At 46.5% G+C, this 26,739-nt stretch carries 24 protein-coding genes, 1 tRNA gene and 1 riboswitch; of the genes, 16 read left to right on the top strand and 9 right to left on the bottom strand.

What is annotated here, in order from left to right; genetic code table 11:
- Positions 1-2 precede the first annotated feature (2 nt).
- Together glgP and AC1U9Z_RS05505 are read left to right on the top strand one after the other, a co-directional pair.
- Complete coding sequence (gene glgP / locus AC1U9Z_RS05510) at positions 3-2,546, top strand: alpha-glucan family phosphorylase (protein WP_479956170.1); 2,544 nt, start codon at positions 3-5, stop codon at positions 2,544-2,546.
- A 169-nt stretch (positions 2,547-2,715) separates the two neighbouring features.
- Positions 2,716-3,057 (top strand): hypothetical protein, encoded by a 342-nt coding sequence (locus AC1U9Z_RS05505; protein WP_479956168.1) that lies wholly within the window; start codon positions 2,716-2,718, stop codon positions 3,055-3,057.
- 93 nt (positions 3,058-3,150) lie between these two features.
- Here AC1U9Z_RS05505 and asd read toward each other — a convergent pair whose 3' ends face one another.
- From asd to AC1U9Z_RS05490, 3 genes are all read right to left on the bottom strand, one after another.
- On the bottom strand, positions 3,151-3,936 hold the full coding sequence (asd, locus tag AC1U9Z_RS05500; protein ID WP_479956166.1) for an archaetidylserine decarboxylase: 786 nt from the start codon (positions 3,934-3,936) through the stop codon (positions 3,151-3,153).
- A 248-nt stretch (positions 3,937-4,184) separates the two neighbouring features.
- A complete protein-coding gene (locus AC1U9Z_RS05495) occupies positions 4,185-4,622 on the bottom strand; it encodes a CBS domain-containing protein (RefSeq protein ID WP_333529053.1) in 438 nt (145 codons plus the stop codon).
- A 118-nt stretch (positions 4,623-4,740) separates the two neighbouring features.
- Entirely contained in the window at positions 4,741-5,325 is a 585-nt protein-coding gene (locus tag AC1U9Z_RS05490; protein WP_479956164.1) for a carbonic anhydrase, read from the bottom strand.
- 231 nt (positions 5,326-5,556) lie between these two features.
- On the opposite strand from AC1U9Z_RS05490, the gene AC1U9Z_RS05485 reads away from it, so the two are divergent.
- Positions 5,557-5,997 (top strand): YaaR family protein, encoded by a 441-nt coding sequence (locus AC1U9Z_RS05485; RefSeq protein ID WP_479956162.1) that lies wholly within the window; start codon positions 5,557-5,559, stop codon positions 5,995-5,997.
- Positions 5,998-6,016: 19 nt separating this feature from the next.
- On the opposite strand, the gene AC1U9Z_RS05480 is transcribed toward AC1U9Z_RS05485, so the two are convergent.
- Positions 6,017-6,466 (bottom strand): RDD family protein, encoded by a 450-nt coding sequence (locus AC1U9Z_RS05480; protein ID WP_479956160.1) that lies wholly within the window; start codon positions 6,464-6,466, stop codon positions 6,017-6,019.
- A gap of 314 nt (positions 6,467-6,780) precedes the next feature.
- On the opposite strand from AC1U9Z_RS05480, the gene AC1U9Z_RS05475 reads away from it, so the two are divergent.
- The 6 genes from AC1U9Z_RS05475 to AC1U9Z_RS05450 all read left to right on the top strand — a co-directional run bounded on the left by AC1U9Z_RS05475 (position 6,781) and on the right by AC1U9Z_RS05450 (position 10,634).
- Positions 6,781-7,635 (top strand): efflux RND transporter periplasmic adaptor subunit, encoded by an 855-nt coding sequence (locus AC1U9Z_RS05475; protein WP_479956158.1) that lies wholly within the window; start codon positions 6,781-6,783, stop codon positions 7,633-7,635.
- Positions 7,636-7,667: 32 nt separating this feature from the next.
- Complete coding sequence (locus tag AC1U9Z_RS05470; RefSeq protein WP_333529058.1) at positions 7,668-8,318, top strand: HlyD family secretion protein; 651 nt, start codon at positions 7,668-7,670, stop codon at positions 8,316-8,318.
- Positions 8,319-8,494: 176 nt separating this feature from the next.
- Positions 8,495-8,857, top strand: a complete 363-nt coding sequence (locus AC1U9Z_RS05465; RefSeq protein ID WP_333529059.1) for a hypothetical protein — start codon at positions 8,495-8,497, stop codon at positions 8,855-8,857.
- Positions 8,858-9,147: 290 nt separating this feature from the next.
- Positions 9,148-9,684 carry a stage II sporulation protein R gene (gene spoIIR / locus AC1U9Z_RS05460; RefSeq protein WP_479956221.1) on the top strand — a complete coding sequence of 179 codons (537 nt, stop codon included), beginning with the start codon at positions 9,148-9,150 and terminating at the stop codon, positions 9,682-9,684.
- A gap of 130 nt (positions 9,685-9,814) precedes the next feature.
- Positions 9,815-10,084 (top strand): hypothetical protein, encoded by a 270-nt coding sequence (locus AC1U9Z_RS05455; RefSeq protein ID WP_333529061.1) that lies wholly within the window; start codon positions 9,815-9,817, stop codon positions 10,082-10,084.
- Between the two features lie 76 nt (positions 10,085-10,160).
- Positions 10,161-10,634: a LysM peptidoglycan-binding domain-containing protein gene (locus AC1U9Z_RS05450; protein WP_479956156.1), complete on the top strand. Its 474-nt coding sequence runs from the start codon at positions 10,161-10,163 to the stop codon at positions 10,632-10,634.
- Positions 10,635-11,044: 410 nt separating this feature from the next.
- On the opposite strand, the gene AC1U9Z_RS05445 is transcribed toward AC1U9Z_RS05450, so the two are convergent.
- Genes AC1U9Z_RS05445 through AC1U9Z_RS05435 form a run of 3 tightly spaced genes read right to left on the bottom strand, consistent with a single transcriptional unit; the run spans position 11,045 to position 14,508 of the window.
- On the bottom strand, positions 11,045-11,407 hold the full coding sequence (locus AC1U9Z_RS05445) for a helix-turn-helix domain-containing protein (RefSeq protein WP_479956154.1): 363 nt from the start codon (positions 11,405-11,407) through the stop codon (positions 11,045-11,047).
- Positions 11,391-13,025: a LuxR C-terminal-related transcriptional regulator gene (locus AC1U9Z_RS05440; RefSeq protein WP_479956152.1), complete on the bottom strand. Its 1,635-nt coding sequence runs from the start codon at positions 13,023-13,025 to the stop codon at positions 11,391-11,393. The genes AC1U9Z_RS05445 and AC1U9Z_RS05440 overlap by 17 nt, the downstream gene beginning before the upstream one ends.
- 16 nt (positions 13,026-13,041) lie before the next feature.
- Complete coding sequence (locus AC1U9Z_RS05435) at positions 13,042-14,508, bottom strand: extracellular solute-binding protein (RefSeq protein ID WP_479956150.1); 1,467 nt, start codon at positions 14,506-14,508, stop codon at positions 13,042-13,044.
- Positions 14,509-14,706: 198 nt separating this feature from the next.
- On the opposite strand from AC1U9Z_RS05435, the gene AC1U9Z_RS05430 reads away from it, so the two are divergent.
- The 7 genes from AC1U9Z_RS05430 to AC1U9Z_RS05400 all read left to right on the top strand — a co-directional run bounded on the left by AC1U9Z_RS05430 (position 14,707) and on the right by AC1U9Z_RS05400 (position 24,690).
- Positions 14,707-14,859 carry a hypothetical protein gene (locus AC1U9Z_RS05430; RefSeq protein ID WP_479956148.1) on the top strand — a complete coding sequence of 51 codons (153 nt, stop codon included), beginning with the start codon at positions 14,707-14,709 and terminating at the stop codon, positions 14,857-14,859.
- Between the two features lie 332 nt (positions 14,860-15,191).
- Positions 15,192-15,530 (top strand): double zinc ribbon domain-containing protein, encoded by a 339-nt coding sequence (locus AC1U9Z_RS05425; protein ID WP_479956146.1) that lies wholly within the window; start codon positions 15,192-15,194, stop codon positions 15,528-15,530.
- A gap of 9 nt (positions 15,531-15,539) precedes the next feature.
- Positions 15,540-16,292, top strand: coding sequence for a zinc ribbon domain-containing protein (locus AC1U9Z_RS05420; RefSeq protein ID WP_333529069.1), 753 nt, complete (start codon positions 15,540-15,542; stop codon positions 16,290-16,292).
- A gap of 43 nt (positions 16,293-16,335) precedes the next feature.
- Positions 16,336-16,659: a DUF4870 domain-containing protein gene (locus AC1U9Z_RS05415; protein ID WP_333529070.1), complete on the top strand. Its 324-nt coding sequence runs from the start codon at positions 16,336-16,338 to the stop codon at positions 16,657-16,659.
- An 18-nt stretch (positions 16,660-16,677) separates the two neighbouring features.
- On the top strand, positions 16,678-17,169 hold the full coding sequence (locus tag AC1U9Z_RS05410) for a DUF6591 domain-containing protein (protein WP_479956144.1): 492 nt from the start codon (positions 16,678-16,680) through the stop codon (positions 17,167-17,169).
- 202 nt (positions 17,170-17,371) lie between these two features.
- Entirely contained in the window at positions 17,372-17,587 is a 216-nt protein-coding gene (locus AC1U9Z_RS05405) for a hypothetical protein (protein WP_479956142.1), read from the top strand.
- Between the two features lie 26 nt (positions 17,588-17,613).
- Positions 17,614-24,690, top strand: a complete 7,077-nt coding sequence (locus tag AC1U9Z_RS05400; RefSeq protein WP_479956140.1) for an S-layer homology domain-containing protein — start codon at positions 17,614-17,616, stop codon at positions 24,688-24,690.
- A 16-nt stretch (positions 24,691-24,706) separates the two neighbouring features.
- Positions 24,707-24,798, top strand: a riboswitch (cyclic di-GMP riboswitch).
- A 319-nt stretch (positions 24,799-25,117) separates the two neighbouring features.
- On the opposite strand, the gene AC1U9Z_RS05395 is transcribed toward AC1U9Z_RS05400, so the two are convergent.
- Positions 25,118-25,193 (bottom strand) — tRNA-Met (locus AC1U9Z_RS05395).
- A 382-nt stretch (positions 25,194-25,575) separates the two neighbouring features.
- Entirely contained in the window at positions 25,576-26,715 is a 1,140-nt protein-coding gene (nrfD, locus tag AC1U9Z_RS05390) for an NrfD/PsrC family molybdoenzyme membrane anchor subunit (protein WP_479956138.1), read from the bottom strand.
- Positions 26,716-26,739 lie beyond the last annotated feature (24 nt).

Raw genomic sequence — 26,739 nt, 5'->3', positions numbered from 1 at the left:
GAATGTATTCCTTTAGAACCGTGTCAGTAATTCCGGAATTGCCTGAGAACATTAACCGGTTGGCTGAGTTAGCCCGTAATTCATGGTTTAGCTGGCATCCACTGGCTGAGCAACTTTACAGTAAATTGGATCCAATCCTATGGGAAAAGGTTAATCACAACCCGGTTAAATTTTTGCTTAATGTGGATACAAAGTGCTTAAATAAGGCGGTAGGGGATGCAGTCTATTGCGACCTGTATCAAAGGGTAATGAAAGATTTTGATAACTATATGCAGGGGGATACCTGGTATAGAAAAACCTACCCCGAACTAAATAACCAACTGGTCGCTTATTTTTCAGCAGAATTTGGCATTCACGAATCCAACCCGGTTTATAGTGGGGGATTAGGTTTGTTGGCAGGTGATCATAGTAAATCTGCCAGTGACCTAGGACTTCCCTTTGTGGGGGTAGGAATTCTTTATAAACAAGGTTATTTTTGCCAGCGCATTAATCGGGAGGGCTGGCAGGAGGCCCATTACTCCTTTATGGATTTTAATGAAATGGCTGTTACACCGGCTGTCCAGCCAGAAGGTGGGGATGTCATTATCACGGTGCGTCTGCCGGGCCGGGATGTTTTTGTCAAGGTATGGCAACTTCAAGTGGGGCGGGTTGTATTATACTTTTTAGATACAGACCTAACTCAAAATAGTCGAGAAGATAGACTTTTGACCTCCAAATTGTATGGCGGCGGCCAGGATACCCGTATTTGCCAGGAGATTATTTTAGGCATTGGCGGGGTTAAGGCCTTGCGTAAGTTGGGTGTTGCCCCAACAGCATGGCATATTAATGAAGGGCATGCGGCCTTTATAATAATAGAACGCATCCGGGAGCTAATTCAGAATCATGTTCCCTTTGCCAGTGCCAAGGAGGCAGTTCGGGCCAGCACCATATTTACCACCCATACACCGGTGCCGGCAGGGCATGATGTTTTTGATGCGGATATGATTGACCGTTACTTAGGTTATCTTTATGAAGAATTGAAACTAGATCGAGAAGGTTTTATGGGTTTAGGTTGGGACTCCAATCGCCATGGTTTTAATATGACCTTGTTAGCACTGCATCATGCCGCCTTTACCAATGGAGTAAGCAAACTACACGGCGAAGTAAGTAAAAGGATGTTTGCTCATCTTTATCCTGGTATCCCCTTAGAGGAGATTCCCATTCAATCAGTGACAAACGGTGTTCATACAGAGACCTGGGTGGCACCAGAGATTAGAGAGCTATTTGAAAAATATATTAGCCCGGACTGGACCCAGAATATATCCGGGCCAGACCAGTGGCAAAGGGTCTATGATATTCCGGACCAGGAGTTATGGTCTATTCACCAAGTTCTTAAGGGCAAAATGATTAAATTTGTGCAAAATAATATCTTCCGTCGTATGGAACGAAACTTTCAACCACTGGAACTAATTCGTGAATGCGCCGGTTATTTAAGCAAAGACATTTTAACCATCGGCTTTGCCAGACGATTTGCCACCTATAAAAGGGCTTACCTACTGTTTAGGGATAAAGAAAGATTGGCTAGATTGCTTAATAACCCGGAACGGCCCGTTCAGCTTATTTTTGCCGGCAAAGCGCATCCAGCCGATGGACCAGGTCAAGAATTAATTAAAATGATTAATGATTTTTCTTATGAAGAACAATTCAGAGGGAAGATCGTCTTTGTAGAAGACTATGACATTAATGTATCCCGTCATTTGCTGCAAGGAGTGGATGTATGGTTAAACACTCCCCGCAGGCCCCATGAAGCAAGTGGAACCAGCGGTCAAAAAGCTGCTGTCAATGGTGTTATTAACTGCAGTGTGCTGGACGGTTGGTGGCCGGAGGCCTACAATGGTGAAAATGGCTTTGCTGTGGGGACCGATAGGGATTACCATAATAATGATGAACAGGACCGAGAAGATGCCGGCTCGCTGTTTGATTTGTTAGAACAGATCATGGTGCCTTATTATTACCGCAGAGTGGATGGTCTGCCGCGAGAGTGGGTGCGGCGCATGAAGGATTGCTTGGCCACCATTCCTTGGCAATTTAGTACAGAACGCATGGTCAAAGAATATACGCAAGAATTTTATCTAAAGGCGGCTCTAAGGGGAATGGCCTTTGAAGCGGATCAATGCCAATTGGCTGATCAGGTGCAGCAGTTTAAAAATAACTTGACCCATAATTGGCATCAGCTTTCCTTTAACTCGATTCAGATTGATCAACCACAGGTATGGTTGGCAGGAAATGAAATCGATGTTAAGGCCGAAGTACACCTGGGATCAATCAGACCAGAGGATCTAATTGTCGAATTGGTATATGGCAAGGTAAGTGACCATGGTTTGGAAGCTACCCGGTTGATACCCATGCAAATTAAACAGGTAGTTCGTGAAAATACCTACCTATACGAGGCTAAGCTGGAACTGAAGAAGGGAACCTCGGGCTATACAGTGAGAATCAGACCAAAGGATACGCATATCGCCCAGATATTTGAATTGCCTCTTGTAAAGTGGGCGGAGAACTTTTAACGTAATGATAGAAAATAAAAGGAACCGCCGGACGGTTCCTTTTATTTTAAATGATTTATGGTTATATTGAAAAATAGAAAGAGATTAAGGTAGTCAAGGGAGAAACTTTATATTAAAATAGAAAAGATGCAGCCTAGTCTGTAATTGTATTTTAGAAGGGGTTATCGATATGGAAAATTTTTTTGAAAAAATGAAAGGGTATCTTAATATGGATACCGAAATACCCTATGAAGAATTTGAAGCTTATTATAAAGATGTCCTTGATTTCTTAAATAGTGATTATCTCAACTTGGACAAGGAAGAGACCATCAAGGGACGCTTTATCCTCACAATTCTTATGTCAAACAGTGAGGATCGTGGCAAGAGATACAAGAACTTGACTAAAAAATACAAAAAGATTCACGATAAAAGCCAGCTCTGGGCCGAGGCGTTAACACTAAGGCTAGTTAAAATGGGTATGACCAAAGACCAGATTATCCAAGCTGAACAAGAACTGAATGATTCGATCTAATACAAAAAGAAAGACGGGGTAAATTGCCCTCGTCTTTCTTTTTGTATTTAAAATTATCTTTGCCATCAGCGGTTTGTGACTAAAATTAATCGGTTATTCATATTGCAAGATTGACCCAAGCGGTTGACCCATTTTGATCTCCATGTTGGCCAATAAATTTTTACCCGGTATGAAAGAACCCCTTTGGAAAATCATAATGATGGTAGACCCAAACTCAAAACGGCCAATTTCCATACCCTTTTGAATTTCCTGACCAAGGGTGAAGTTGGAAACAATCTTTCCCACACCCAAGGCCCCTACTTTGATGAGGGTAAACTTATGACCGTGGGGGGTCTGAAATAGGGTGTAGGTTCGTCTATTTTTAGCAAATAGATCTTTAATGGTTGTGATACCCAGGTTGTTAACTGGAAAAACCTTCCCTGGAATATACTTGTGTTGAATGACTTTGGCAGGGTAAGGCATATGAATGCGATGGTAGTTTCTGGGGCTTAGGTAAATGTTTAGATAAAACCCGTTCCTAAATTCCTCTAAATCCTGGCCGGATAATAACTCGGGAATGGAATAGGAATTATTTTTCGCCAGAATAATTTTATTTTCCTTGGCATAACCCAGGTCAGCAATTTTTCCATCCACTGGACTTGCCACTACATTCTGACCGGGTGCAATGGGGCGTAGGGAAGGGCAAATATCTCTGGAAAAAAAATCGGTAAGACTTTTGTATTCTTTGGGGGGCCTTATCTCTGAGCGGTTTACTTTATATAATTTTATATAAGGCTTGATTAAAACCTTGCTGAAACGACTGCGTAAGGCAATATCAAAGGCTTTGCCAAAGCTCTTACGGGAGATGGAGTGTACAGCGACTTTTTTTAATAAACTCAAATTATCCATTCCTTTGCGATTTTAGTAAATGTTAAACAATATAAATTATAACACTTTACTATAAAAATACTCCAGTAAAAATATACAATACCAAAAATTTCATCTTGACCAATAGAAATAAAGTAAATATAATATTTTGTTCGGGAGTAACTAAATGGGAATGATGGATTTGTGAAATTGAATAAAAGAAGTGCCGCTACTATTGAAAAATAGTTTTGCGACACTTCTTTTACTTTACTTCTTATACTTTACATAGAAGTGGAAGATGCAGGTTCGGAAATCTGGGACAAGGCTTGTCCAGCCTCATTTTGGTAAATATTCTGGGTAGCCAGGTCTCCTAAGGCAACAATGCCAGTTACTGAACCATTATCCACCACAGGAAGACGGCGTATCTGACGCTGGGCCATTAGGTTGGCAGCTTCGTGAACATCCATTTCTGGACTGCCAGTTACAACCTCAGCAGTCATAACACTTTGCACAGTGGTGGAAGAAGGGCTTTGTCCCTGGGATACAGCCCGTAGGGCAATGTCACGGTCTGTCACAATACCCACACAGCGACCATTTTCCACCACGGGAATGGAGCCTACATTATGCTGACTCATAAGTTGGCTTGCTTCCTGAATCGATTGTTGCGGGCTGACAGTAGCAATATTTTGAGTCATCATATCTTTAAGTTTTTGAGCCATTTTGTTACCTCCCCAGATAGTTTTAGAATCCTGTTTTATAATTCCTTTTTTATGGGGGATTAATTCTTTGGCTGGCTGTTAAAAAAATAAAGAACAGGGTAATTTTACCCTGTTCAGATTAAGCAGATTGATGAATCGATTGGGAAACCTGTTGGTCATCTTTTAATAAATAAAGTCGATTGTCTTCCAGTTGATACATCATGGGTGCAACGATAACTTTGGGATATCTTTGGCGGAGTCTATTGGCCTCAGCTAGAACGAAATCTAATTCGTTGCAAATTTCATACATGGGAGCAAAATGATTAAAATGATCTTCTGCGGCTTTTCTATCCCAGCCTACTTCAACGAGACCATCAATAAATTTCTGCTCTTTGGCTTTTAAGTTAGCCATGCCACAGTTATTATGGGCGATTAATGCAATGGCTCTTACACCACCGACACCAATGGCATAGGATACTTTAAATTCCGAAGTGCGTAGATTTCCCGCCCCGGTGCGGATTACGTAGGCAAATCTCTCTGGGATATTAAGGCGCTTACGGTTATCCATACACATACCTATTAAAATCTCTGCATGATCATATTTTTTGTCTGAATTAAAAAAGTGCTTGTTAAAGTTGTGATATTCAATTAAATCACCAATCGGCGTGTTTAAATACTGGGGAAATATATCCTCCCTTGTGTTAACTGTAACAACCTCGGCCATTTGTCACCCTCCTTTGTTAGCGTTTTTAATAATTTAACAGAAAAAATCTAAAGATACAATAGTTATTTTTGTCACTACTATCCTTTGCCCCAATGTTTTATTAATTGGTACTATTATTTCCTTTAATTTTGGTAGGGACAATACATTTTCTAAAATGTTTTCTACGCTAAAAAGGAAAAAGGTTTGCTAATAACGAAATTATGGGCAATTATCTTTTTATGGGGGTAAAATGTGAAAATATCAGCAATATCTAGCAATAAACAAAATGACAAAAGCAGAACTGCAACTGGTTCCTTAGAGACATCTAAGGCCAAACAAGTATTTTCTAAGGTGCTGGAGAATGAAGAAAAAGACTATGCCCATAAGCAGCTTCAAGAACTGTTGGATAAAGTCAGCGTAGCAGGGGATAATTTAAAATCTGCCGTCACTGAAGAAAATGTCAGACAATATAAGGATAGTATTAAGGACTACCTTACCTTTGTACTGAAAAATTACCATAAGTTGCGTCATGACCGCAGTATCAATTACAGCACTTTCTACACCCGGGTAGAAATAATAAATAGGGAAGTGGAAGAACTTACTGTAAAGCTGCTGGGTGAAGAGAAGGATAATATCGACGCCGTGGCCGAGGTGGACCGAATTGCCGGCTTAATTATTGATGTATACATGTAAAAACCCCCGCAAGGGGGTTTTAGCTTTGATTAATGTCACTGTTTACCTGGGCCTTAACGACGACAGTTTGGGCTAAAAAGTCATGAATGCCTCGGCCATACATTAATACTAAAACCATTGTGGTCAGCATCCAAAATAACCAGGTAGTTTGCACAAATGTGTTGGTTATTAGGTAGACAGGAAATAGGGTAAAAGAAAATTCCCTTAGCAGGTAATGTCCAAAATGTAATTTTTCTCCTTTGTTTGATCCGATTTTAATCTTCATAGCCTTCTTACCCACTGTTTGGCCATCCCAAAGCAGATTCAGGATGATAATGATAACCAGAAGAACACCACCACCAATGGCTTCTATCATTCTTTGATTGTCTTGGGTGCCAAACCACAAATATATTGGCGCTGTTATGACAACCTTATCAATAATTCTAGCAATTAATCTTTCAAAGGGGCTGGCGTAGTTTAGTGTGGTCAAAGGTCATCTCCTCCTAGCTAGTTAGCGTTAGCTTTGTAACAAAAATAACAAAACTAAATAATTATTGCAAGCTTTTTGTCACGAAAAATAGCCGTTAGCTGTTAGCCATTAACTTAGGCAAGCGAGGTGCCTGGCCCGTTGATGGACGGAGCGAAATCGGTAAACTTGTGACCGCCCGGTTCGTACCAATTTTGACGTTGCCTGTAAGTTTATTTATATATATAGGAAAAATTATTTTAGTCTGAAGGAAGCTGGCTATAGGTGGCGAATTTAATTTGCACGGCCTATAGGATTATCGAATGGAGGTTTATTCGTTGACAAAAAAACATATAGTCACTGCCCTATTATTCATGGTGCTGGTGTTTCAGACAGGATGTGCCAACTCAGGGGATGTGCCGATACCTAATGGAGAAACGCAAAAAACTGCCGCCACGAAGCAGAATACGGAACAAGAAAAACAAAGCACACCTGTCTTGAGTGGCAAAATTGAAGCGATACAGTCAGCTAATTTGGTCAGTAAGGTAGCTGGCAAAGTTGCTGCTGTCCATGTTGATATTGGCAGCACAGTCAAAGCCGGTCAACTGCTTGTTAGCCTTTCGGCGGAAGACAAGGCCGCAGAATTTGAAGAGGCAGTTACACTTGTTGAAAAGGCCCAGGTTGATGCAGATTTAGCCCTAAAGACATATCAAAGGGGCAAAGAATTGATGGCCTCCCAGGCCATTTCCCAAGCGGATTATGATAATCTATATGAGGGTCCCTACAAAAAGGCTGAAGTTGGTCTGAAAACTGCCCAGGCTTCTTTAAAAAGAAAACAAATCGCCTACGATGATATGTTTATCAAAGCTCCCTTTGCAGGAGTTATCACTGCAAAAAATATTAACCCGGGCGAAATGGCGGGTACCCAAACTGCCGTATTGTCCTTGGTCAATCTAAGCCAAGTGGTGATCAAAGCATCGGTGGGCGAAAACCAAATTAATCAGTTAAAAAATGATCAAGCGGTTGAGGTAAAGGTTCCGGCGATTCCGGGGAAAACATTTTCGGGCAAAATAAACAACATTGCCTTGGCAACTGATCCCCAAACAAAGGCTTATCCTGTAAAAATACAATTGGATAACTCCGATAATGTTTTGAAACCCGGTATGTTTGCCGAGATTGTACTGAATAAATAGCGAGCCCAATCGAATAAGATACGGAGGTAGCCATGAAAAAGAAAAAGATATATCTAGTTCTAGCAGCTATGGTCGTATGCTTGGCAGCGGTTTCTTATTATTACTGGTATCAGAATGCCCATTATGTGTCCACTGAAGATGCGAGGGTAGATGGCAATATTATTAAGGTCAGTCCGCAGTTATCTGGACAGATTATCGAATTTCCCATTGAGGAAAACCAAGAGTTGGAACAGGGTGGGTTTATTGGCCGCCTATCCGATGTTACCCTGCAGCCCGGTGCCAACCTTGATTTAACTGTAATTAAAGCACCTATCACTGGGACAATTCTAAAAAAGATTGCCCACGTTGGTGAAATGGCAACACCCGGTTCTGCCATGGCTCTCATGACAGACCTTGATGATCTATACATAACAGCCAATATCGAAGAAAATGAACTAAATAAAATAAAAATTGGTCAGGTTGTAGAATACACCATTGATTCCTTTCCCGGCGTTCGTTTTGAGGGTAAAGTCATTTCCATAGGTAATGCAGCAAATTCTGTTTTTTCCTTACTGCCACAAACAAATTCCGGCAATACTTTTACGAAGGTAACGCAACGGGTTCCTGTAAAAATAAGTATAGATGATTACCATGGTAAACGACTATTACCTGGCATGAATGCTATCATAAAAATACATCTCTAAGAGATCAAGGATGTCAAGTGGACGGTTGGGGGGAAGGAACCAAATTGAAGTGTATTTATGAGGATATAGAGTGCAAGTGTAATACTTCCTGTCAGGAAGAATGCGATAACTGTTACTGTCAAAAATGTCCCATTAAAAATAAGCCACCACATTATTAAAATGCCAGGAGGTTTGAAATGGAAAGAGAAACTCCGAAGGTAAAATTAGAAACTGTCATTAGACTATGTACCGAGGGCATTGAAATGCTATCCCAGAACAAGGTTGAGGAAACCATGAACGGTCTAATGCACACATTAGAAATGGCGCGCCAAATGTTGGCGGTGCATAATAGCCGAGGGGAAGTATGGGTAAAGGCCAAGGTAAAACTGGGTGATATTGCACCGGAGACAAGGGGTAAAATAATAAGAAACGATGAGGCGGGGATGTTGGTACAATGGAATGTGTCCGGCAGCCAGCGTCCCTTGGTCGATTTGTTCCTGAGAGATCAATTTGAAGATTACATTGAGCTAGAGGGTTCCTGCAACAATCACCAGCATTGATTAATTGTCCTGAAAAATGGCCATGGCCATGAGCCGTGGGCCTTGGGCTTTTTTGCCTTCAGCCATGTCATCCTGAACGGTAGCGAAGGATGACACAAAGTTTTCATCTCCTGCCAGTGTCGTTCGGCATGGAAGACTGTTACTATACCACGGTTAAGGCGGTGGTATTTTATATGTATAAAATTTACAGAAAACTCACATACTCTTAGATAGTTAATTAGTGTATGTGGGGTGTATGGTTGTTGAGTAGATTCAATAAATTAGTTTATATCACCTTAGCCTTTGTGGTGATGCTGATTATTTCATTTTGGTCTTACCGGACCTATGTTCAACATGAGTTTGCCGGTGAATTGATTCGATTTCATGTGATAGCCAATAGCGATAGTTTTGCAGATCAGACACTCAAACTACATGTTAGAGATGTGGTCGTAGAAGAAATGAAAAAAAGATTTAGTGGCGTCAATAGCCGACAAGAGGCTGAAAAAATAGTAGCAACAAACATGGCTGAGATCCAAAGAATTGCTCAGGAACAGATTCGCCGGGAGGGGGAAGAGTACCCAGTAGAGGTTGTCATGGGACATTTTTATTTTCCTACCAAAAGTTATGGTAATTTAACCTTACCAGCCGGCGATTATCATGCGGTAAGGGTTGTAATTGGAGAAGGAAAAGGACAAAATTGGTGGTGTGTGTTATTTCCCCCCCTTTGTTTTGTAGATAGTGTGCAGACACTGGAGAAGAACGATACTGCCCAAGGACTTAAAGTGTTTGAAAAAGATAATTTAGAATTTCGGTTAAAATGTGTGGATATACTAAAAATATTTAGTTAGAATATAGTTTTGGTAAAGATATTATTGAATGTTTGGGTTTATAAGTGTACACTAATAATTAGGACGGTAGTAAAATATAACCATACTTAATGAAGGAACCCTAATTATAATAGTAATGGAGGTATTTTCCGTGCAGCATCCAACGAATACAAGAATTATTTTTGCAGAAAATCCTGAAGAAGCGAAGCAAAAATATCTAGCCTTGAATATTCAAACCAAAGACCCCAGCCCGGGGGTAGAGGTTTTAAAGCCCCAAGAGGACGAAGATTTTGACATTCATTCCGATATCAACCTAATTGGTGAAGTATCTGTGGGTCCTTCCATTATGGAAGAAATAAGGCAAGACCCTGAGAAGGCTTATGTAGTTTATTTCTTAGAAGATCCTAGCAAGTTTGCCTAAGAACATGAATGACCCTGTCTACACAGCAAGACAGGGTCATTTTATCGTCAATTATTAGCAAAGTCTAGGGAAGGGATTGAGAACGATTCGTAATCGGTCCATTGAAGGTAAAACAGTGGGTCAACTGGAAAGGGAACTGCGTGTTAAAACAAACCCCCACGTGGATTGGAAGTTAGTAGCGGGTGGACTTTTGTTTGTAATTTATCTTTGTATGTGTTGGTTTCTTTTTAAGCAGACAGCAGAAGTTAATCGTCTGGAACAAGAGAATATTAGCTTAAAGAAACAAATTGAGGAACAAAAATTATTGCCATCAAAAAACACATCTCCTCCTGAAAACAGGGTAGCGACCCCTGAACCAAAAAACATAGGCAATGAGCTTTTGCCCTATCAAATTCAAAAGGGGGATAACTTTGCGATCATTTCCCAAAAGTTTTATAAAACGGAGGCCTACGCCGGTCAACTGGCAAAGTTAAACGACTTATCAGGTCCCCTGCAGATTGGTCAACCGGTGCTTGTGCCCCGGGAACCGTTAAAAACCTGGGATAAATAGCCGTCAGCTGACGGCTATTTTTGCATTGCTTAGGGTTCTTTTTGAACCGTAGCCTAGGATATGGGCTTGATGGAGAAAAGCCCTCTTTTAATTATCCGGGCATGTGAGCGTTGAACGCATTGACGAGGCGGGCAACCGGATGACCATAGCGGAATTTTACGGCGACGAAATTTTGGGTGGCAATCTGCTCTTTTCAAAAGCCCCCATGATCCTATGACGATCACCGCAAAGCAGCCGACAATGATTGCAGAGATCGACAAAGAGCGCTTTTTAGAGCTTTTTTCGGTCAATCCCACTTTTTTAAGGAGCTATCTTGAATTTGTGGCGGATCACACCACCATTCTTGGAGGTCGCATTCAGCACGATGTGGGCAAAACAGGATGCCAATTTGCATGCTTTCCTATATTCGCTTATTTCCTATCCGATTCGTGCAAAGAGCGTACAAAGGCCGCCACTGCCCGCAGTTCCTCATTATCCATCTGTTTCACTTTCCCGATGATGTCACCCTTTAAATCGCTATATGGCACCTCGTCTTTTTCCTGCCATTTCCCGCTAAGAACCCACTCGGCGGGGTAGCCGTAGGTGCTTTCAATCAGCCGTGCCAGCGTTTCAGAAATGGAGGTTTTCCTGCCGCTGGTCAGCAGGTAGACATAATTTGCGCTGACGCCAAGCGCTCTGGCGAAGTCTACCTGCTTAATCTGCCTTTCTCTTATAATCCACCTGATGCGTGATGCAAAGGTCTTCAGTTCTCTTGGTTCAATTGTTTTCCGCATTTGCACAGCTTACCTCCTCCATCATCTGAATATACACCATCAGCTCCTTGCGGGAGGTAACGTTCAGCTTCATATAAATACGCCGGTTATGGGTTTTGATGGTATTGATGGAAAGACAAAGAATCTTGGCAATTTCCTTTGCGGTATGCCCCTGTACATATAAATTAAAAACGGAGGTCTCGGCGGCCGAAAGCGATTTGATATTCTTTATAAACTCCTGATACAGGGTGGAATACTCCTGTGCCGGGAGTTCTTTTGTTTCTGCCGGCACAGGCAATTCGTCCTGAGCCGCGAGAAATTTGATCAGGTCGTCAATTTCAGGAATTTTGGTTTTGGCGGCGGGATCAGGTTTCTTCAGGTGTTCCAAGGCCGCAGCCACCGGCCGTATATATCGGTGGCTGATAAACGATGCAAGACCAACGTTCACAAACATAAGTAACAGAAGTCCTAAGATCAGGTTGCGGCTCCTGTCCGAAATCAGCAGATTAAGTCCTTTATCGGGCATCATCAGTGCCACCGCCCACTGCTCATCCCCATATGCAGAATCAACCGGATACAGGGATATTGTCTCGTGCAAGCCGGCATAGTCCTCCTTTTCCGGCTGCCGGTAGCTGTAAAAACCGCCCGAGCCGGAGGATATCTCAATTTGAGTGTGTTCCGGCGCAGCGGGGCCTGCGGCAAAGTTGCCGGCAAAGAGCGCACCGGACAGACGCAGCGTATTTTCTTCCAGCGGAGAGAGCAGGCAAAACAAATGGTCATAGCCCTCTGATTCCGGTGCATGGGAGAGCTTAAACAGCATCTCGCTTACCTCAAAGCCGCACACGCCAAACACCGTACCGTCAGAAGCAACGAGTGGCACGGTGCAGAGCATGATCCGCTCGCCGCCACCCGGCAGAAGCATTGCCTCACTCCAGCGGTAAAGGCGGGAAAGAGGACGCTTTTGTTCCCTTGCGGCAGCCATGACCTCTATAAAACCGGGAGACTCTCCCACATCCATTTCCATCTGCCACTGGGGAAGAAGGTGGATTCCATGATTCCTTGCAATCGCCATGGGACCAACCCCAAAGCGCAGGTTCGCCGCCATTCCGTTGACGATATTCGGCTCCATGTTTTTCAGGTAAAGGCAGGCCCGGGAATCCGCCCCATCGGGCAGCGCAGGATTGACGGTCGCATCCAGCAGAAGAAAGACGCCGCTGGCGCCCGACTTCTCCAAAGCGCCGGTAAGCCTGCCCAGCTCATCCTCCAGCAGATGCTCCAGCAAATCGGGGCTTTCCTGCAAAGAAGCAGCCGAACTGCCGTGTTCTTTGAGATTCCGTTCCAACTCTACCGAGAGTTCTTTGGCAAGGTCTGCTGCCCGCACCGAAACAGTACCAAAGGATTTATAGATATCCTGTGCAATGTGTGTCAGCTCACTTCCAAGAACTGACCTGTGTTCAAGTAATCCGGTCTTGAACACGCCGGAGGAAAACAGGATGAGCAGAACACCCAGCATGATGGTGTTGAGGAACAAAATCAGAAAAAGAAACAACCGCAGACGCATAGGCAGGCCGTTTTGACCGCCACGGCGTATCGCCTCACGGTAAAGCCCCAGGGTCTCGATGAAGCCCCGTTTTAGCATCTGCATTCCCTCCTGTTTACGGTTGTCTTGCAATAAATTCTTTTAGGGCACCCCTTGCCGCTGCCTCATATGCGGCGCCGGGCTCAATTGCGGTGATGTGTGCCATATACCGCTCGTGTCTTTGTGCTGCTATGGTAAAAAAGTTGGCCTCCATGCTCCCGCTAACGCTGTTAAAGGCATCAAATACCGGTGGTATGTAAAAGTCATATTCTCCGTGAACGGTGGTGGCAGTGCGCAGCAGCTTTTGAATATTTGGGTTATTGTTTTGAGTGATCTCCCGCTCCATGTGATTGGCAAAAGCTCGACCGGTCACCGGGAGATAGCCGGTAGACGCAACAAAGCGCATGTTCTGCACCGGAGAGGTAAACCATTTGAGGAACAAAGCGGCCGCTTCTTCCTTTTCAGGCGAGGATTTGGCCACCGCTAAACCGCCCCCTCGCTGGATGGCGATTTTTTTGCCGCCCTCAAAGGTTGGATAGGGCAAAACAGTGTATTCCACAGCCTCCTTCACATTGTTTGGGTAGGTAATCTCCTCGCCATAAAAGAGAATACCCGCTGTCGAACCCACGGAGCAGAGGATATCGCCCGTCTTGGAGAGGTCGGAAGAATAGCCGTCATAAATGGCGTAGCCGCCTTTCACTGCCGCTTCAAAAACGACGTTCCAGATTCGTTGGAATTCCGGCGTGTCCAGCCTAAGCTTCTCTCCGTCAAAGAGGGAAACTCCCATTTGCTCCATGCCGACCTGAGCCAGATTGAAAAATGAATCGGCGGTAAAAAAGGCTTTTCCGTCATTTGGGATATCCGGCGTCTGCTCATCGGTCCAGCGGTGGTACTGTGCCGCCGCATCGGCAATCCCCTCAAAGGTGGCAAGGCTGCTCACCGTCACCCCGGTTGCGGTGGAAAAACGATCAAACAGGGTCTGGTTTAGAAAAAGCACCTCGGTGGACTTGGCAAAGGGAAACACATAAAGCTTTCCGTCAGGCAGTCGGCCTTCCTCCACAAACCGAGGCAGATAGTCCGCAAGCTCCTCGCCGGTAAAGTATCGGTCCAGCGGAGCAAGCAGCCCTTTGTTTGCGAGCAGGGCGACTGTGGCCGGATAGCAGGTGGTGATGTCCGGCATCTCGGGTGCACCGGGGTCACCCGCCGCAATCATAGTTAACTTCTCCTGAATGGCAGCCGAGCCGGAAATAGAGGTAACGCTGACCACAATTCCTTTTTCCTTGCCAATCGTGGCGTTAAACTCCTCGATATGCTCATCCATCATGGCCTGCATCTGTCCTCCGAAATTGTGCCACAGGGTAAGCGTTACCGGTCTTTTCGGATGAAGCCCGGTTGTTTGCCCGCAGGCAGTCAGCAGGACGAACAGAAGAAGCACTGTCCAAGCAATAGTTTTCTTGTTCATAAGATTACCGATTCCTTTCTGCAAGGCTTGTTTTATTATCGTACCGACGCCGAATAAACGTTTTTTGGTTAAAATTGCCAAGGGGTTTGACGAATCACCCCAAAAATCACCCCTGTTTTGGCCCGTAATCACCCCGGTGATGATTACAGCAGGCGTTATTCTCTATATGATGAAACTGAAAATGATAAAACTGAAAAGAAATGGAATCATCGTCTCTATGTTACCAAGCAAATCTAACTGAGTCAACGGTCTTGTGCCAATGCGAAAGAGGGTGGTTTTGTGCAAAAGGAGTGGTTGCGAGATAAAATTATTGAAGCAATCCACAGACTTGATTATTTTAATTTGCAAAAGCTCAGCACCTTTATTGACGAGTTGGAAAGCATGAAGGTGCAGGGAAAAGAAGGTGAGGGCACGGATCATGAGGATGGATAGAGGGCTTCCCCTGTTTACGGCAAAATGCCGGACGGTGCGGGACAGCGCCGGTTTTCGCCTGACCTTTTTCTGTGAGATTTGCGGCAGCGGATATACCACTCCGCCTCTTGTCTGCGACACCCCAAAAGAGGCCCTGCATTTGGGAGAACAGGACGCACGGCTGCACTTCAACCGATGCAATTGCTGTTATCGGTGGGTTTGCGACGAACACTTCAACGAGAATCGCATGATGTGTACAGACTGTGTCCCTCGCATCTGTACCCGATGCAAGTCCCACGTATCAAAAGGGGATACGTTTTGCGCCGTCTGCGGTCAGGGACAGGAGGAATGATATGGCAAGCTATAAGCAGCCTTGTATCCATTGTGGCGCATACATAGAATCGGATTCACGGTTTTGCCCCTCCTGCCAAAGCAGCAGCCCTTTTGGGTATCACTGCCCCACCTGCCTGCGGCCTGTAAAAAAGGGGCAACCTCTGTGCTCGGGCTGCGGCAGGGCTCTGTATATCCCCTGCCCCGCCTGCGGCAACCCCACCTTTGCGGGGGAAAAATGTGAGCAGTGCAGTGCGTCACTGATGGTCTCATGCGGAAATCCCCGTTGCGGTGCCCGGCAATTCTTCGAAAACGAAAAATGCACGGCCTGCGGCAAAAAAATCAAATCAAACAGGAAATGAGGTGAATCCATGCTGCAATCCTTTACAAGGAATTATGAAGACAACTCCACTGAGGCGGGTTTCCAGTTTACCTTTTACTGCGACCTTTGTGAGGATGGATACAAAAGCAGCTTCATTGAATCAGAGACCTACAAAAAGGGCCGGGGGCTGCGGGGGCTTGCTCAGGGAGTGGGCATGCTGGGAAGTCTGCTCGGCGGCCGCCTGGGAAACCTCGGGTATTCGCTGGAGCAGGGCGGGAACATTCTGTCCGATCGGTTTGAAGGTATGAGTCCCGAATGGCAGAAGGAGCATGAAAAAGCCTTTGAGCGGGCAAAAAACGAAGCCCAGCAGCACTTTAACCGCTGTCACGGCTGCCGTAAATGGGTCTGTGATTCCTGCTACAACGAGGACGAGGGCCTGTGCACCGAATGCGCTCCCCGACAGGAAATCGCCGTGGCAAAGGCCCGCGCCGACGCCATGCGGCGCAACATTGAGGAAACCGCTGAAAGCGCCACTGTTTGGAAGGGAAAGCTGGAAAGCAAGACGACCGTTTGCCCCGCTTGCGGCAAGCCTGCCGGGACAGGAAAATTCTGCAACAACTGCGGTGCTTCGCTGGCGCTGGCGGACTGCCCCAAATGCAAGGCGAAAAATGCGCAGGGGGTGCGCTTCTGCAACCATTGCGGAACGTCCATGACTGCGCCGGCCGCCGCCAGGTGCCCCGGCTGCGGCGGGGAAAACCCACCCGGCACAAGATTCTGCGGCGGCTGCGGCAACAAGCTGTAAAGCAAGTTCAAGATACATCATAAAAACCTTGGAGGTAGTTAGCGTGACAGAGCAAAACATCCACACCCCGGAGGACATCGAAAAGAACAAAACGATGGCAGGTCTTTCCTATCTGCTTTTCTTCCTGCCGCTGATTGCCTGCCCCGAATCTAAATATGCCAGATTCCATGCCAATCAATCCTTGATGCTCTTGATTTTAGGGATAGCAGGCAACGTGATACTGGGTATCATCCCGGTGATTGGCTGGATGCTGCTTCCCGTATTTGGCATCGGCGTTCTGGCACTATTCATCATGGGACTGGTGAACGGCTTTGGCGGTAAAGCAAAGAGGCTGCCCCTGATCGGAACGTTCGATATCTTAAAATAATTGAGGGGAGAGAGGAAGATGAAGAAGTTTTTAACGGGGCTGTTGGTCCTTTTACTGGCCTTATCTCTTGCCGGTTGCGGCGCAAAGGAAAAGGCGGCGGAAAAAGCTGCCGAAAAAATCCTCCAGGGTGCCGGCGTGGATGCGGACATTGACGGCGACAAGGTGGTCGTCAAGGGTGAGGACGGTCAGGAATTGAACATTGGCGCGGGCGAATGGCCCACGTCCGACCTGGCAAAAAGGATTCCCGAGTTCAAAGACGGCAAGATTGTCTCGGTGATGGAGGCCGACGATTCTCTGTTTATTATGATCAAGGAAATCTCGGAAGAAGACTTTACGGCCTATCTGGAAGAAATCAAGAAAAGTTTTACCGAGGAAACCTTTGCGATGAACACCGGCACCGGCATGATGTATACGGCGGTAAATGGCGAGGGCTTCAGTGTTACGCTCACCTATGAGAAAGACGCAGGGTTCAGCATCACAGTTGCGCAGGCAAAGCCGGAGGAAGAATAAAATCAAGATTTCCGGAACGAAAAAGAAAAAGAGATTCGCCGTCAAAAAACTATCGTAAAGCAATTGTTTTTCCAATTCCAGACGGGGGACGGCTTGGTGATGCACAGCGTAGCTGTTTTCACAATATGAATTTATACGAGGAGGATTTAGTTTGAAACACAAACTTCCGATCATTCGAGGGGATCCCCTATTTTGAGCTGAGGTGAGCTTCACAGATCAAGCGGATATCTTGGGCTGGGCGTTAAACGACTGCCTTTATATTGCTAAGCTCGGCATTATCAAGGGCAGCGACGGCAAATTCATGCCCCGCGCCGTGACCCAGGCCCAGATTGCGGCGGGATACGCCAACACCTCCAGAGAACAAGCGCTGGCCATGAGTGTACGAACGGTGGATAAAATGACCGGGTATACAGAATAGAAGATGGATTAATCGGGAGGGGTAGTATGCCGTTAAAATTAAGAAAAATAATATCCTTATTATTGGCGGTGATGATGCTTATCACCATGCCCATGAGCATACAAGCAGAGGAGGTTGATGATCCGCTCAATATAAGCGAAACAGCAGACCGCAGCATTCCACAGGAGGAGGGGGCCGCGCCGGAGCCGGACGATACTTGGCCAGAGCCGGGTGATATTTTGTCGGAGCCGGACGATACTTGGCCGGAGCCGGATAATATTTTGCCGGAGTTGGACGATGCTTTGCCAGTGCCGGACGATGCTTCCGCCGAGCCTGCAAAAATTGAAGTTAATTTAAACCCAATGACTGCAATCCAGAAGCCCTACTGGCCCGAAGGCAGTGCTGTGTCTATTCGGGAAAGAACATATGAGCAGATTCACTTAGAATGGACAGCGGCCCAGGATAACGGGTATGTAGAATATACTGTCAGCATATACAAGGGCAGTGAGCTTATTCGTCCGTCAGACCTGAATCTTAGTGTTCCTGAGTATTTAGCTCCCCTTCTTTTGCCGGGTACGAACTACAGATTCGAAATACAAGCTAAAGATATGGATGGTAATGTTTCAGAGGTGCTTTCCCAAACCGTCAGCACCCTTTCAGAAGACGGCTTTGCCCCGCCTTATTGGCCTACGGGGAGCCTCCTGAACGTAACCGATAAGACCCATCATACGGTCAGCCTGAGCTGGTCTCAGGCCGAGGATGGCAAGCAGACGGATAATCCAGTGACCGGCTATAGGGTTTATCTAGAGGATACCCAGGTTGGGACGGTTACCGGCAGCTCGAATACATCTTATACGGTTACCGGCCTTTCACCCGATACTGCATATACCTTTAAGGTGGAGGCGGTGAATGAAAAGGCTATGTGGACAATCGATGGCCCCAGCGTCACCGTCACGACCAATCCCCAGACGGCACAGGGAACCACCGAACTGAGGCTTAATGCCCCGCGTAAAAATATCAACGGCTCTCTTTATATGGGCGACACGGTGGTCCTTGAACTGATTGCTGCCGAAACCGTCATAAACCCTACGGTTAAGGTTGCCTATGAGGAATGGAATGACGAGAGGAAAACCGTCCAAGCCGCAACGAAGGAGGTCACACTGACCGAAACACCAGCCAACAGCAAAATTTACAAGGCGGATTTTGAGCTGACCGAAGGGATAAGCAAGATAACCTCTCTTCAAGTTGCAGTTCAAGCTGAAACAATAACCACAAAGCCAAACCTTGCTGTGGCAGGCCGTTTGAAGGTAGAAGCAGTTCCCGGTGCGATGAGTCCTGAGGAAACAGCGGAATTCAACAAAATCATAGCCGGTTCCTTTGTCAGGGTGAGCAAAGCCGGCACGAATAGCCTTACTTCACGGTTTCCCGAGGGGAGCCCGGCGGCCACCTTAGAAGGTCTGGAGGGGGCTTATCAGCTGCAGCATTTCCTGGGCTATGACACGCTGCTTCACGAAGCTCCATCTGTCGAAATCAAAGCAGGATTAGAAACCGGGCTGACCTATGCTCCGAAAACTCCTGCCCGGGTTAAAGTCCGGGTTGTGGAGGACAGCTCCGGGAAGCCTCTTAGTAATGTGGCAGTCAAGGGAGAGGCAACTCTGCTGAATGACGGAACATACACAATTTTCGCCAGAACAGATGAAAATGGCTATGCCGCAGCAGATGGCCTCTATTTTGCCCAAAATGTAGCGACAGATTCATATATTGAGCTTAAGGCCGTCTATCAGACAGATTCAAAAAATCCAGCCGATTGGTATGAAGATGCCTCCTTATCTGAAAACATATCGAAAATAGGAGACAACCCGGTTGAGGTCAGGCTGAAGAAAGTGCCGGTGGTGACGTTAACGGGGACAGTTACGAATCATAACAATGAGCCTATAAAAAACGCCAATGTGCTGATGACCCAGACATATACCAATGGTTCAGTTATCAATACATCCTGCCTTACTGGCGATAATGGCAGTTATACCATGCAGGTGGCCAAGATTAACGGTGAAATTTCCGTTAATACAGAGAGTAATTCCGTGGAGAAAGCAATCACCCTGAATGACGGAACTAACACCCATGATGTGAAAGTACCACTTTCTGAACTGGCGACCCTAAATCTAATTGTGAAGACAATGAATTTGTCTGGAATTACGACAGCATTGGATTTTAACTGGTTCAATCCTCGTCAGTTACGTGTCCAGATAGTGAATATTACAAAGCAGGAGACATCCAGTGTGTATTTACCTGGCCCAGATTTCCCTTATTTTAGAACAAACGGAAAGCCCGGAGATAAAATAAGGATTACGCTGGATGGAGAAGGGTTTAGTTATGGCAGCGTCACAGTAGATGCCACTCTGGATGAAAACAATTATGCCGAGGTCACAGCTGTTTTAAAACAATATGGGCGTGTTAACGCCTACATTACCGATCGAGACGGTAAACAAAGGCAGGGCGAGACCAGATACTTGTATGTGTACAGAGAAAATGGCAGCTATGTGGGAGCCTGCCCTTCATCTGCTCCAAATCTTTCAGGTTATCTGCCAAGCGGTAGATATAAAGCTGTTATATCTTGGGAACAGAAAAGGATAGCTAACTTCTCGCAGTGGCAGGATGACCCCAAATGCGTCCTGCACAGCGAAGTATTTACGGTGCAGGACGGCCAAGTCACCGAGCTTGGCAGCAAAGCGCCCATATATACAGCCGGGGATTCCCGTTATTTTCGTCATAACGCAGCCAGCGGTCTTTCTTCCAGTCATAGTCTAGCAACACCCGGCACGATTATGACCCTGCGGGCTGTTTACGATTATGATAAAGTTGTGGTAGTTTCCGAAAATCTGGAGCTTGTGGCTGATATCCCGTCGGGTACGACGCTGGTTGAGGATTCAGTTGTCTATAGGAGGATAAAGGGCACAAAAAATGTAACGCCTGTTATCGACGGCAACCGCATTACCCTTGATTTAGAGGATGAGGTGTCCGCCGCCGGTTCTCTGACTTATCGGGTCAAGGTTCAGGATATAGAGGATTACAAGGAAATCGGAGCCAGCTTCCGGCTAAAGTATAAGATCTATGGGGAAACCCAGCTTGAAGAAATAGGCTCTGTTGCCATTAGTAGCAAAAGGATTATTTTAAATGCACCCACCGAGGTGGAAAAAGCTGATGCGTTAAAACCTGTGAAGCTCAGCGGTCTTGCCCCTGCTAATAATATAGTAGAGCTATGGGACGGCAATATTATAATTGGCGAGGTAAAAGCTGCCTCCACAGGCCTATGGTCTGCCGCGGTTTCGCTGCCAGACAGGGGGATGCCGATTTTCCATTGCATTACGGCAAAAACAAGGAGCGAGGACAGGGAATACACTGACTCTGCTACGGTTCTCGTAGGAGTTGAGGGGACTCAACTTGAGCAGATTATTTTTACCCAGGGGGGTAATACCAGAGGAATAGACCCCAAATCGGAAGTAACGGCATTCCCTTTCGCCGTCGATCCCCGTAGTAATGTTGAGGTTAGTGCCATCTTTAACGATGGGGACAAGGTAAAGAATGTGAGGATAGCAGGAAATAGAGCTGAACGCAACGGAAATGCGTTTACCACTCATATTATGAACAGCATCACGAGCATCCCGGTGGAGTACAACGAAAAGAGCCTTGAGCTTAAGGAGGTTCTAAAATATGATCACGGGAAAGTGCCGACATATATAACGGAAGCAGAAGTAAGGTTTGCAGATGCGACCAAGACAGAAGCGGATGTCAAGTATGAGTTTGGTGCAGATGGATATCTGAACTCCTTAGACCTTCCGGCAGTCAATCTGACCATGGGGAATGTGAATGCAACCGTTAGTATGAAGGCGGAGCAGGTGGACTTTGATCCGGCCAATGCCAAAAGCCGTACCCCTCTAGGAAATGGCATGTATGGCTATGATTTTTCCTATGAACTGGTAGATGGGAAATATGTTATTACAGCCTATCTGGATAGACGTCTGTTGCCAGCATCAGAGGGAAAACAGAGAAACAGAATGATGACTATGTCATCTGTTGCTACAGGTCTTAAATTTGTCAATACCTCCATTGAAGTATACAGTAAGGGAGAATCCCTGATGGGAGCCTTTGGCGATCTTTCAAAATCAGCCAAAATGGCAGACCTGCTCATAAACTATGAGAGTGTGCGCCCCAACCTACAGCCCCACATGGCAGAGTATTATGACAATCAATTGTCAAGTATGGGCAAGGATATTTTGGTGGGCAAAACCCTTGGTCTGGTGGGAGACGGGGTAGGGAGTGCCGCCAATTTTGTTCCTTTAGTGGGTCAGGTTGTAAGCGGGATAGCAGGGATCATATCCGGCAAGCTTTTGGGGGATATGTTCGACAATGAATTTGACTCCGATTACAACAGGCTAACCACCCAGTTGAAGGGCTTGTCCGGCTGGCCGAAGTGGGACAGCGGTAATGAATGGGATGGCTGGTACTGGTATGATGGCGATAGTTACTACAGAACCGGGAGAACAATAATCAACCCTCGCTATATTTTTGATCCTAGCGGATATGTATATGAAGCCGTGGAGGATAACCGGATCCAAGGGGTAACGGCCACGGCTCTCTATCTTCCTACAGACAAAGCAGATAATGCAGCGGAGGCCAAAGCCAGCACTGAATGGGAGTTTTGGGATGCGGAGTGGTATTTGCAGGAAAATCCTCTCACTACCGATGCTGACGGCAAGTACGCTTGGGATGTGCCAGAGGGCTGGTGGATGGTGCAATTTATTAAGGATGGTTACCAAACTGCATATAGCGACGCTCTGAAGGTATTGCCGCCCCAACTGGACATCAATATCCCCATGGTGCAATTAAGTTGGCCCCAGGTTGAAAAAACCGTATGGGGCAGCGGCGGTCGCTATGTAGATGTGTATTTCAGCAAATACATGGATATGAGTGCTTTTGAGGCCGCAAATGCAAATGCCATCAGTCTTGCCGATGACAGGGGCAGACTTGTTTTGGAAACTTTCAGTTCCGCTTTGAATGCAAAAACCGGGGCTGGCGGACTGAGCCTGACAAAGGCGGTGCGCTGTACTCCGGCAAGCCCGTTGAAAGCAGGTCAAGAGTACAAGCTGACGGTAAACAAGGCCGTGGCGGATTATGCGGGTTTCTCCATGGAGGAGGACTTTCTGGAAACTAACCAAGTGACTCCTACCGCCCTTATCGGGGGTTTGAGCGGAAGAAATATTGAAGTGAAGCCGGGAGAGGATATTACCCAGTCAGTTAAAGATGCAGTGAGCTTTACCGCCGTTGATCCGGCAATGGAGGACAGCTTGGATAAGAGGCTGGTGTTCACTTCTTCTAATGATGGCGTGGTAAGAATTTGGGGTGAGGGTGACGAGGTGAAGATCCTTTCCCTTGCCGAGGGTACGGCGGAAATAACCGCAGTATCGGTAGATGATCCAGACCAGGCTGCGAAATTTAACGTAACGGTAAAATATCCTCCGCTGCCGATAGGCGTTACGCACATGACCATATTGAATGCCGATGGTATGGCATTGACTGACTTAAGCATTTATACTGGGAAGACCTATGCGATTAAGCCTAATTTGTTCCCGGAAAATGCCACCGACAAGACCATAACCTACAGCTCCGACAACGAACAGGTAGCCACAGTCAGCGCATCCGGCGTGATTAATGCTCTGGCTAAAGGGATAGCGGAGATAAGGGTCAGGACGGAGAATTCGGCAGTCATGCAAACCATTCACTTGACGGTTCTCCCCGCCCAATCGGGAACAGGGGAAAATGGGGGTAGTGGCGGAGGCGGCGACGGAGGCTCCTCAGCTGATGATAGCAAGCCTACCATCATCACACCTCCTGCAGCAACCGAGCAGCCTGATCCGCCCGCCACAGCGGAAATCAAGGTAGACGTTAAAGTGGACGGCAGCGGCAAGGCGACGACTAATGTATCGGATAAGGCCGTCACCGATGCCATCAAAGCGGCCCGGGATTTGGCTAAAAAGAATGGAACCGAGAAAAACGGTATCGCTGTTTCCGTCAACATTTCAACCGATAAGGCCGCAAGCAGTCTTTCGGTCATTCTATCGCCAAAGGCCGTGAGTGAGCTTGTCAAGGCAGGCGTGAAGGAGCTTCGGATTACCAGCAGCACCATTACCATCTCCTTCGATCTGACCTCGCTCACGCAATTCCGGCAGGCAGGCGGCGATGTAATGATTAATGCAGCAAAAGCAGAGGTCAGCAAGTTGTCCGCAGCGGCCAGAGCCGCCATTGGCAACCGCCCGGTGTTTGACCTTTCGGTACAGTGCGGCGGCAAGACCGTTTCCGGCTTCGGCGGAGGGCTGGCATCGGTAGCAATGCCCTATACCCTGGGAGCAAATGAAAAGGCCGGCAATCTCTTTGGCGTCCATGTGGATGGCAACAAGGTAAACTGGCTCACGGGCTCCGGCTATGACAGCTTCGCCAAGCTCCTGCGCTTCTCCACCGGCCATTTCTCAACTTTTGGCATCGGCTATAAGGACGACGTACCGGTATTTAGCGACATTGCAGAGCATTGGGCCAAAGCGGACATCGAGTTTGTTGCGGCGCGGGGCTTGTTCGCCGGCACCGGCAACAACCAATTCAGTCCGGGTACCAGTATGACCCGCGGCATGTTTGTCACCGCCCTGGGCAGGATGGCAGGAATTGACACCACAGCTTATAAAATCAGCAAGTTCACCGATGTAACCGCTTCCTCCTACTACGCGCCTTATGTGGCATGGGCGGCCGAAAAGGGCATCGTCAGCGGCACAAGCACGACAACCTTTGCGCCCGACCAAAACATCAACCGCGAGCAGATGGCGGTTATTATGAGCAATTATGCCAAAGTCTTGGGCTACACCGTATCCAAGACCCGCGAAGCAGTTACCTTTGTCGACAGCGGCAGCATCGCAAGCTGGGCCGAGGACGCGGTACAATCCATGCAGATGGCCGGTATCCTGACGGGCAAAGACCAAAACCGCTTTGATCCCGCCGCTTCTGCCACCCGCGCCGAAGTTGCAGCCGTCCTCCACCGCTATGTGGAGCTGGTGATCGACAAGGCCAAGAAAAATTAAATAGCCCGAACGATCAAATAGTTAAGGGCAAACCTGTCGAAAGGCAGGGACGCAAAGCCGAGAGTCTACGACGCTGTGAAAAGGCGCTATGATCGTCTGGCTGCCGCAACAACACATAAAGCCTGCCCTTCTTGTTTACGAGGGGCAGGCTTTATCATTGATTACCGGTTTCTGTGTATTACGGACAGCGATCTGCTTTAATCCGCCGCCTTGCTGTGGCACAGAGCGTCCATCATTGCACTAATCGCCCTGCGGTCTTTCTGCATCACAGATGCGGATTTGTCGGATAAGCCGTGCTTCCTCAGACTCGGAGAGGGCTTATTTCCGACAATAAAAAATCGGAGACAGGCTCTCCGGACAAGAGGTGGTTGCAAACGGGGTTTTGGACAGGAAGAAACCCGCAATCCCCTGTAGGATGCGGGTTTCATGGTTGCGGGAGAGGGACTTGAACCCTCGACCTTCGGGTTATGAGCCCGACGAGCTACCAACTGCTCTATCCCGCGACAACTTGTTTAGTATAACATCGAAATACGATACTGTCAAGCATCTGTAATTTTATTTCTTGATTATTGGGATATATTCATTTAGCAGAGGTTATCCAAGGCAGGCCAACATGTTCTGTTTCGTAACAATGTTATCTTTTGGTACAAAGAAATCCTATGGGATGATTCTAAATAGCACAAATAGTGTGAATATCTACCCATATTGGTTCGTTTTTAGGCCTTTTGTAAGCGGCATGAATTTTGCATTTGTTAGGCAAGAAGGCAATAAAAAAAGAACCCGAACTTGTGTCGGGTTACAGAGAAAAACAATACAGGCGCAAAAGTTTTATTAAAAAGGGCCAAGGTCTCAACGAGTCCTTTGCCCTTTTTCCCAACATAGATATTAGGCTGTATGACCGTGATTATGATCAAGTATTTTGAAGTTTTCTACAATGAAACAGTAGGCCAGTACACCCATGGCAACTAAACCGGCACTCACAATGAATTCCCAGATAGAAGGAATATAGGAAACGCCGGTTGAACTCATCATACCGATTACTACAACGTTCATACGGTTTAGCACGACGCCACAGCTTACCAGTAAGCCAAAGGTAAAAAGACCATTGCGAGTGGCACTAAAGCCGCTAAAGCAAATAACAATGGGCACGATGATGCCAAAGATTATTTCAATTAAGAACATATTAGCTTCAAAGGTGCCAGAGAACACGAGGCCAAATACACCGCGACTAATTAAGTCGTATATTTTCAGGACCAGGTAGAAAATCATAACACTGCCTGAGATCCTGATTAGCTTGCGTAGAATGGGAATAGGAATCCAGTGATCGTAAGCTCTTCCTGCTAGGGTGGTTTCCACGCAAATCATTGCCGGTCCAACAAAGAAAGAGGACAGCAAGAAAAACAGGAAGATTATGGGGGACCACCATAAGGGATAAAGCTTATCAACCATAAGCAAGTACAAACCACCCAACGAAGATTGGTGTAGGGTGGGGAAAATAATACCAACAATCATTAATACAGGCAGGGCCTTTTTGAAGATATCGTGATACTTTGTTCCGATGCGCTCGGTGGCAATTTCACCAAATTCTAAGATTTGCACCGTCGTGTAACAGGAGACACACCAGAAAACCTCAAACAGTACAGAGGAATGACCCCAGGATACAAATGGACGCCAAAAGTTAAACCATTGGCCGATATCCAGGAACAGACCAGCCATTACCAACAAATAACCGATTAATGAGGTCAACATTGCGCTGCGAGCGATGGGATGGAAATAATCCTTGTGTAGAACGTGTACAATAAGAGCAGTACCATAACCACCACCGGCCAAAGCAACACCGCAGAGAACGTCAAAGCCGATCCAGAGCCCCCAGGGCCATTCGTCGGTTAGGTTTGTAACCATACCAAGACCGGTTACCAAACGAAATACTATTACGCCAACGGCAATAGCAGATAACAGCATGAGCAATATGCGTGTGGGAGTTATCTTAAAACTCCACCTTTGGGCTTGGGCGTGAGACGCCATATATATCCCCCCAGTTCTCAGAAG

The organism is Desulfotomaculum sp., assembly GCF_982386235.1.
Note: the sequence above shows the minus strand (reverse complement) of the source record. Positions and strands in the feature narration are given on the sequence as shown.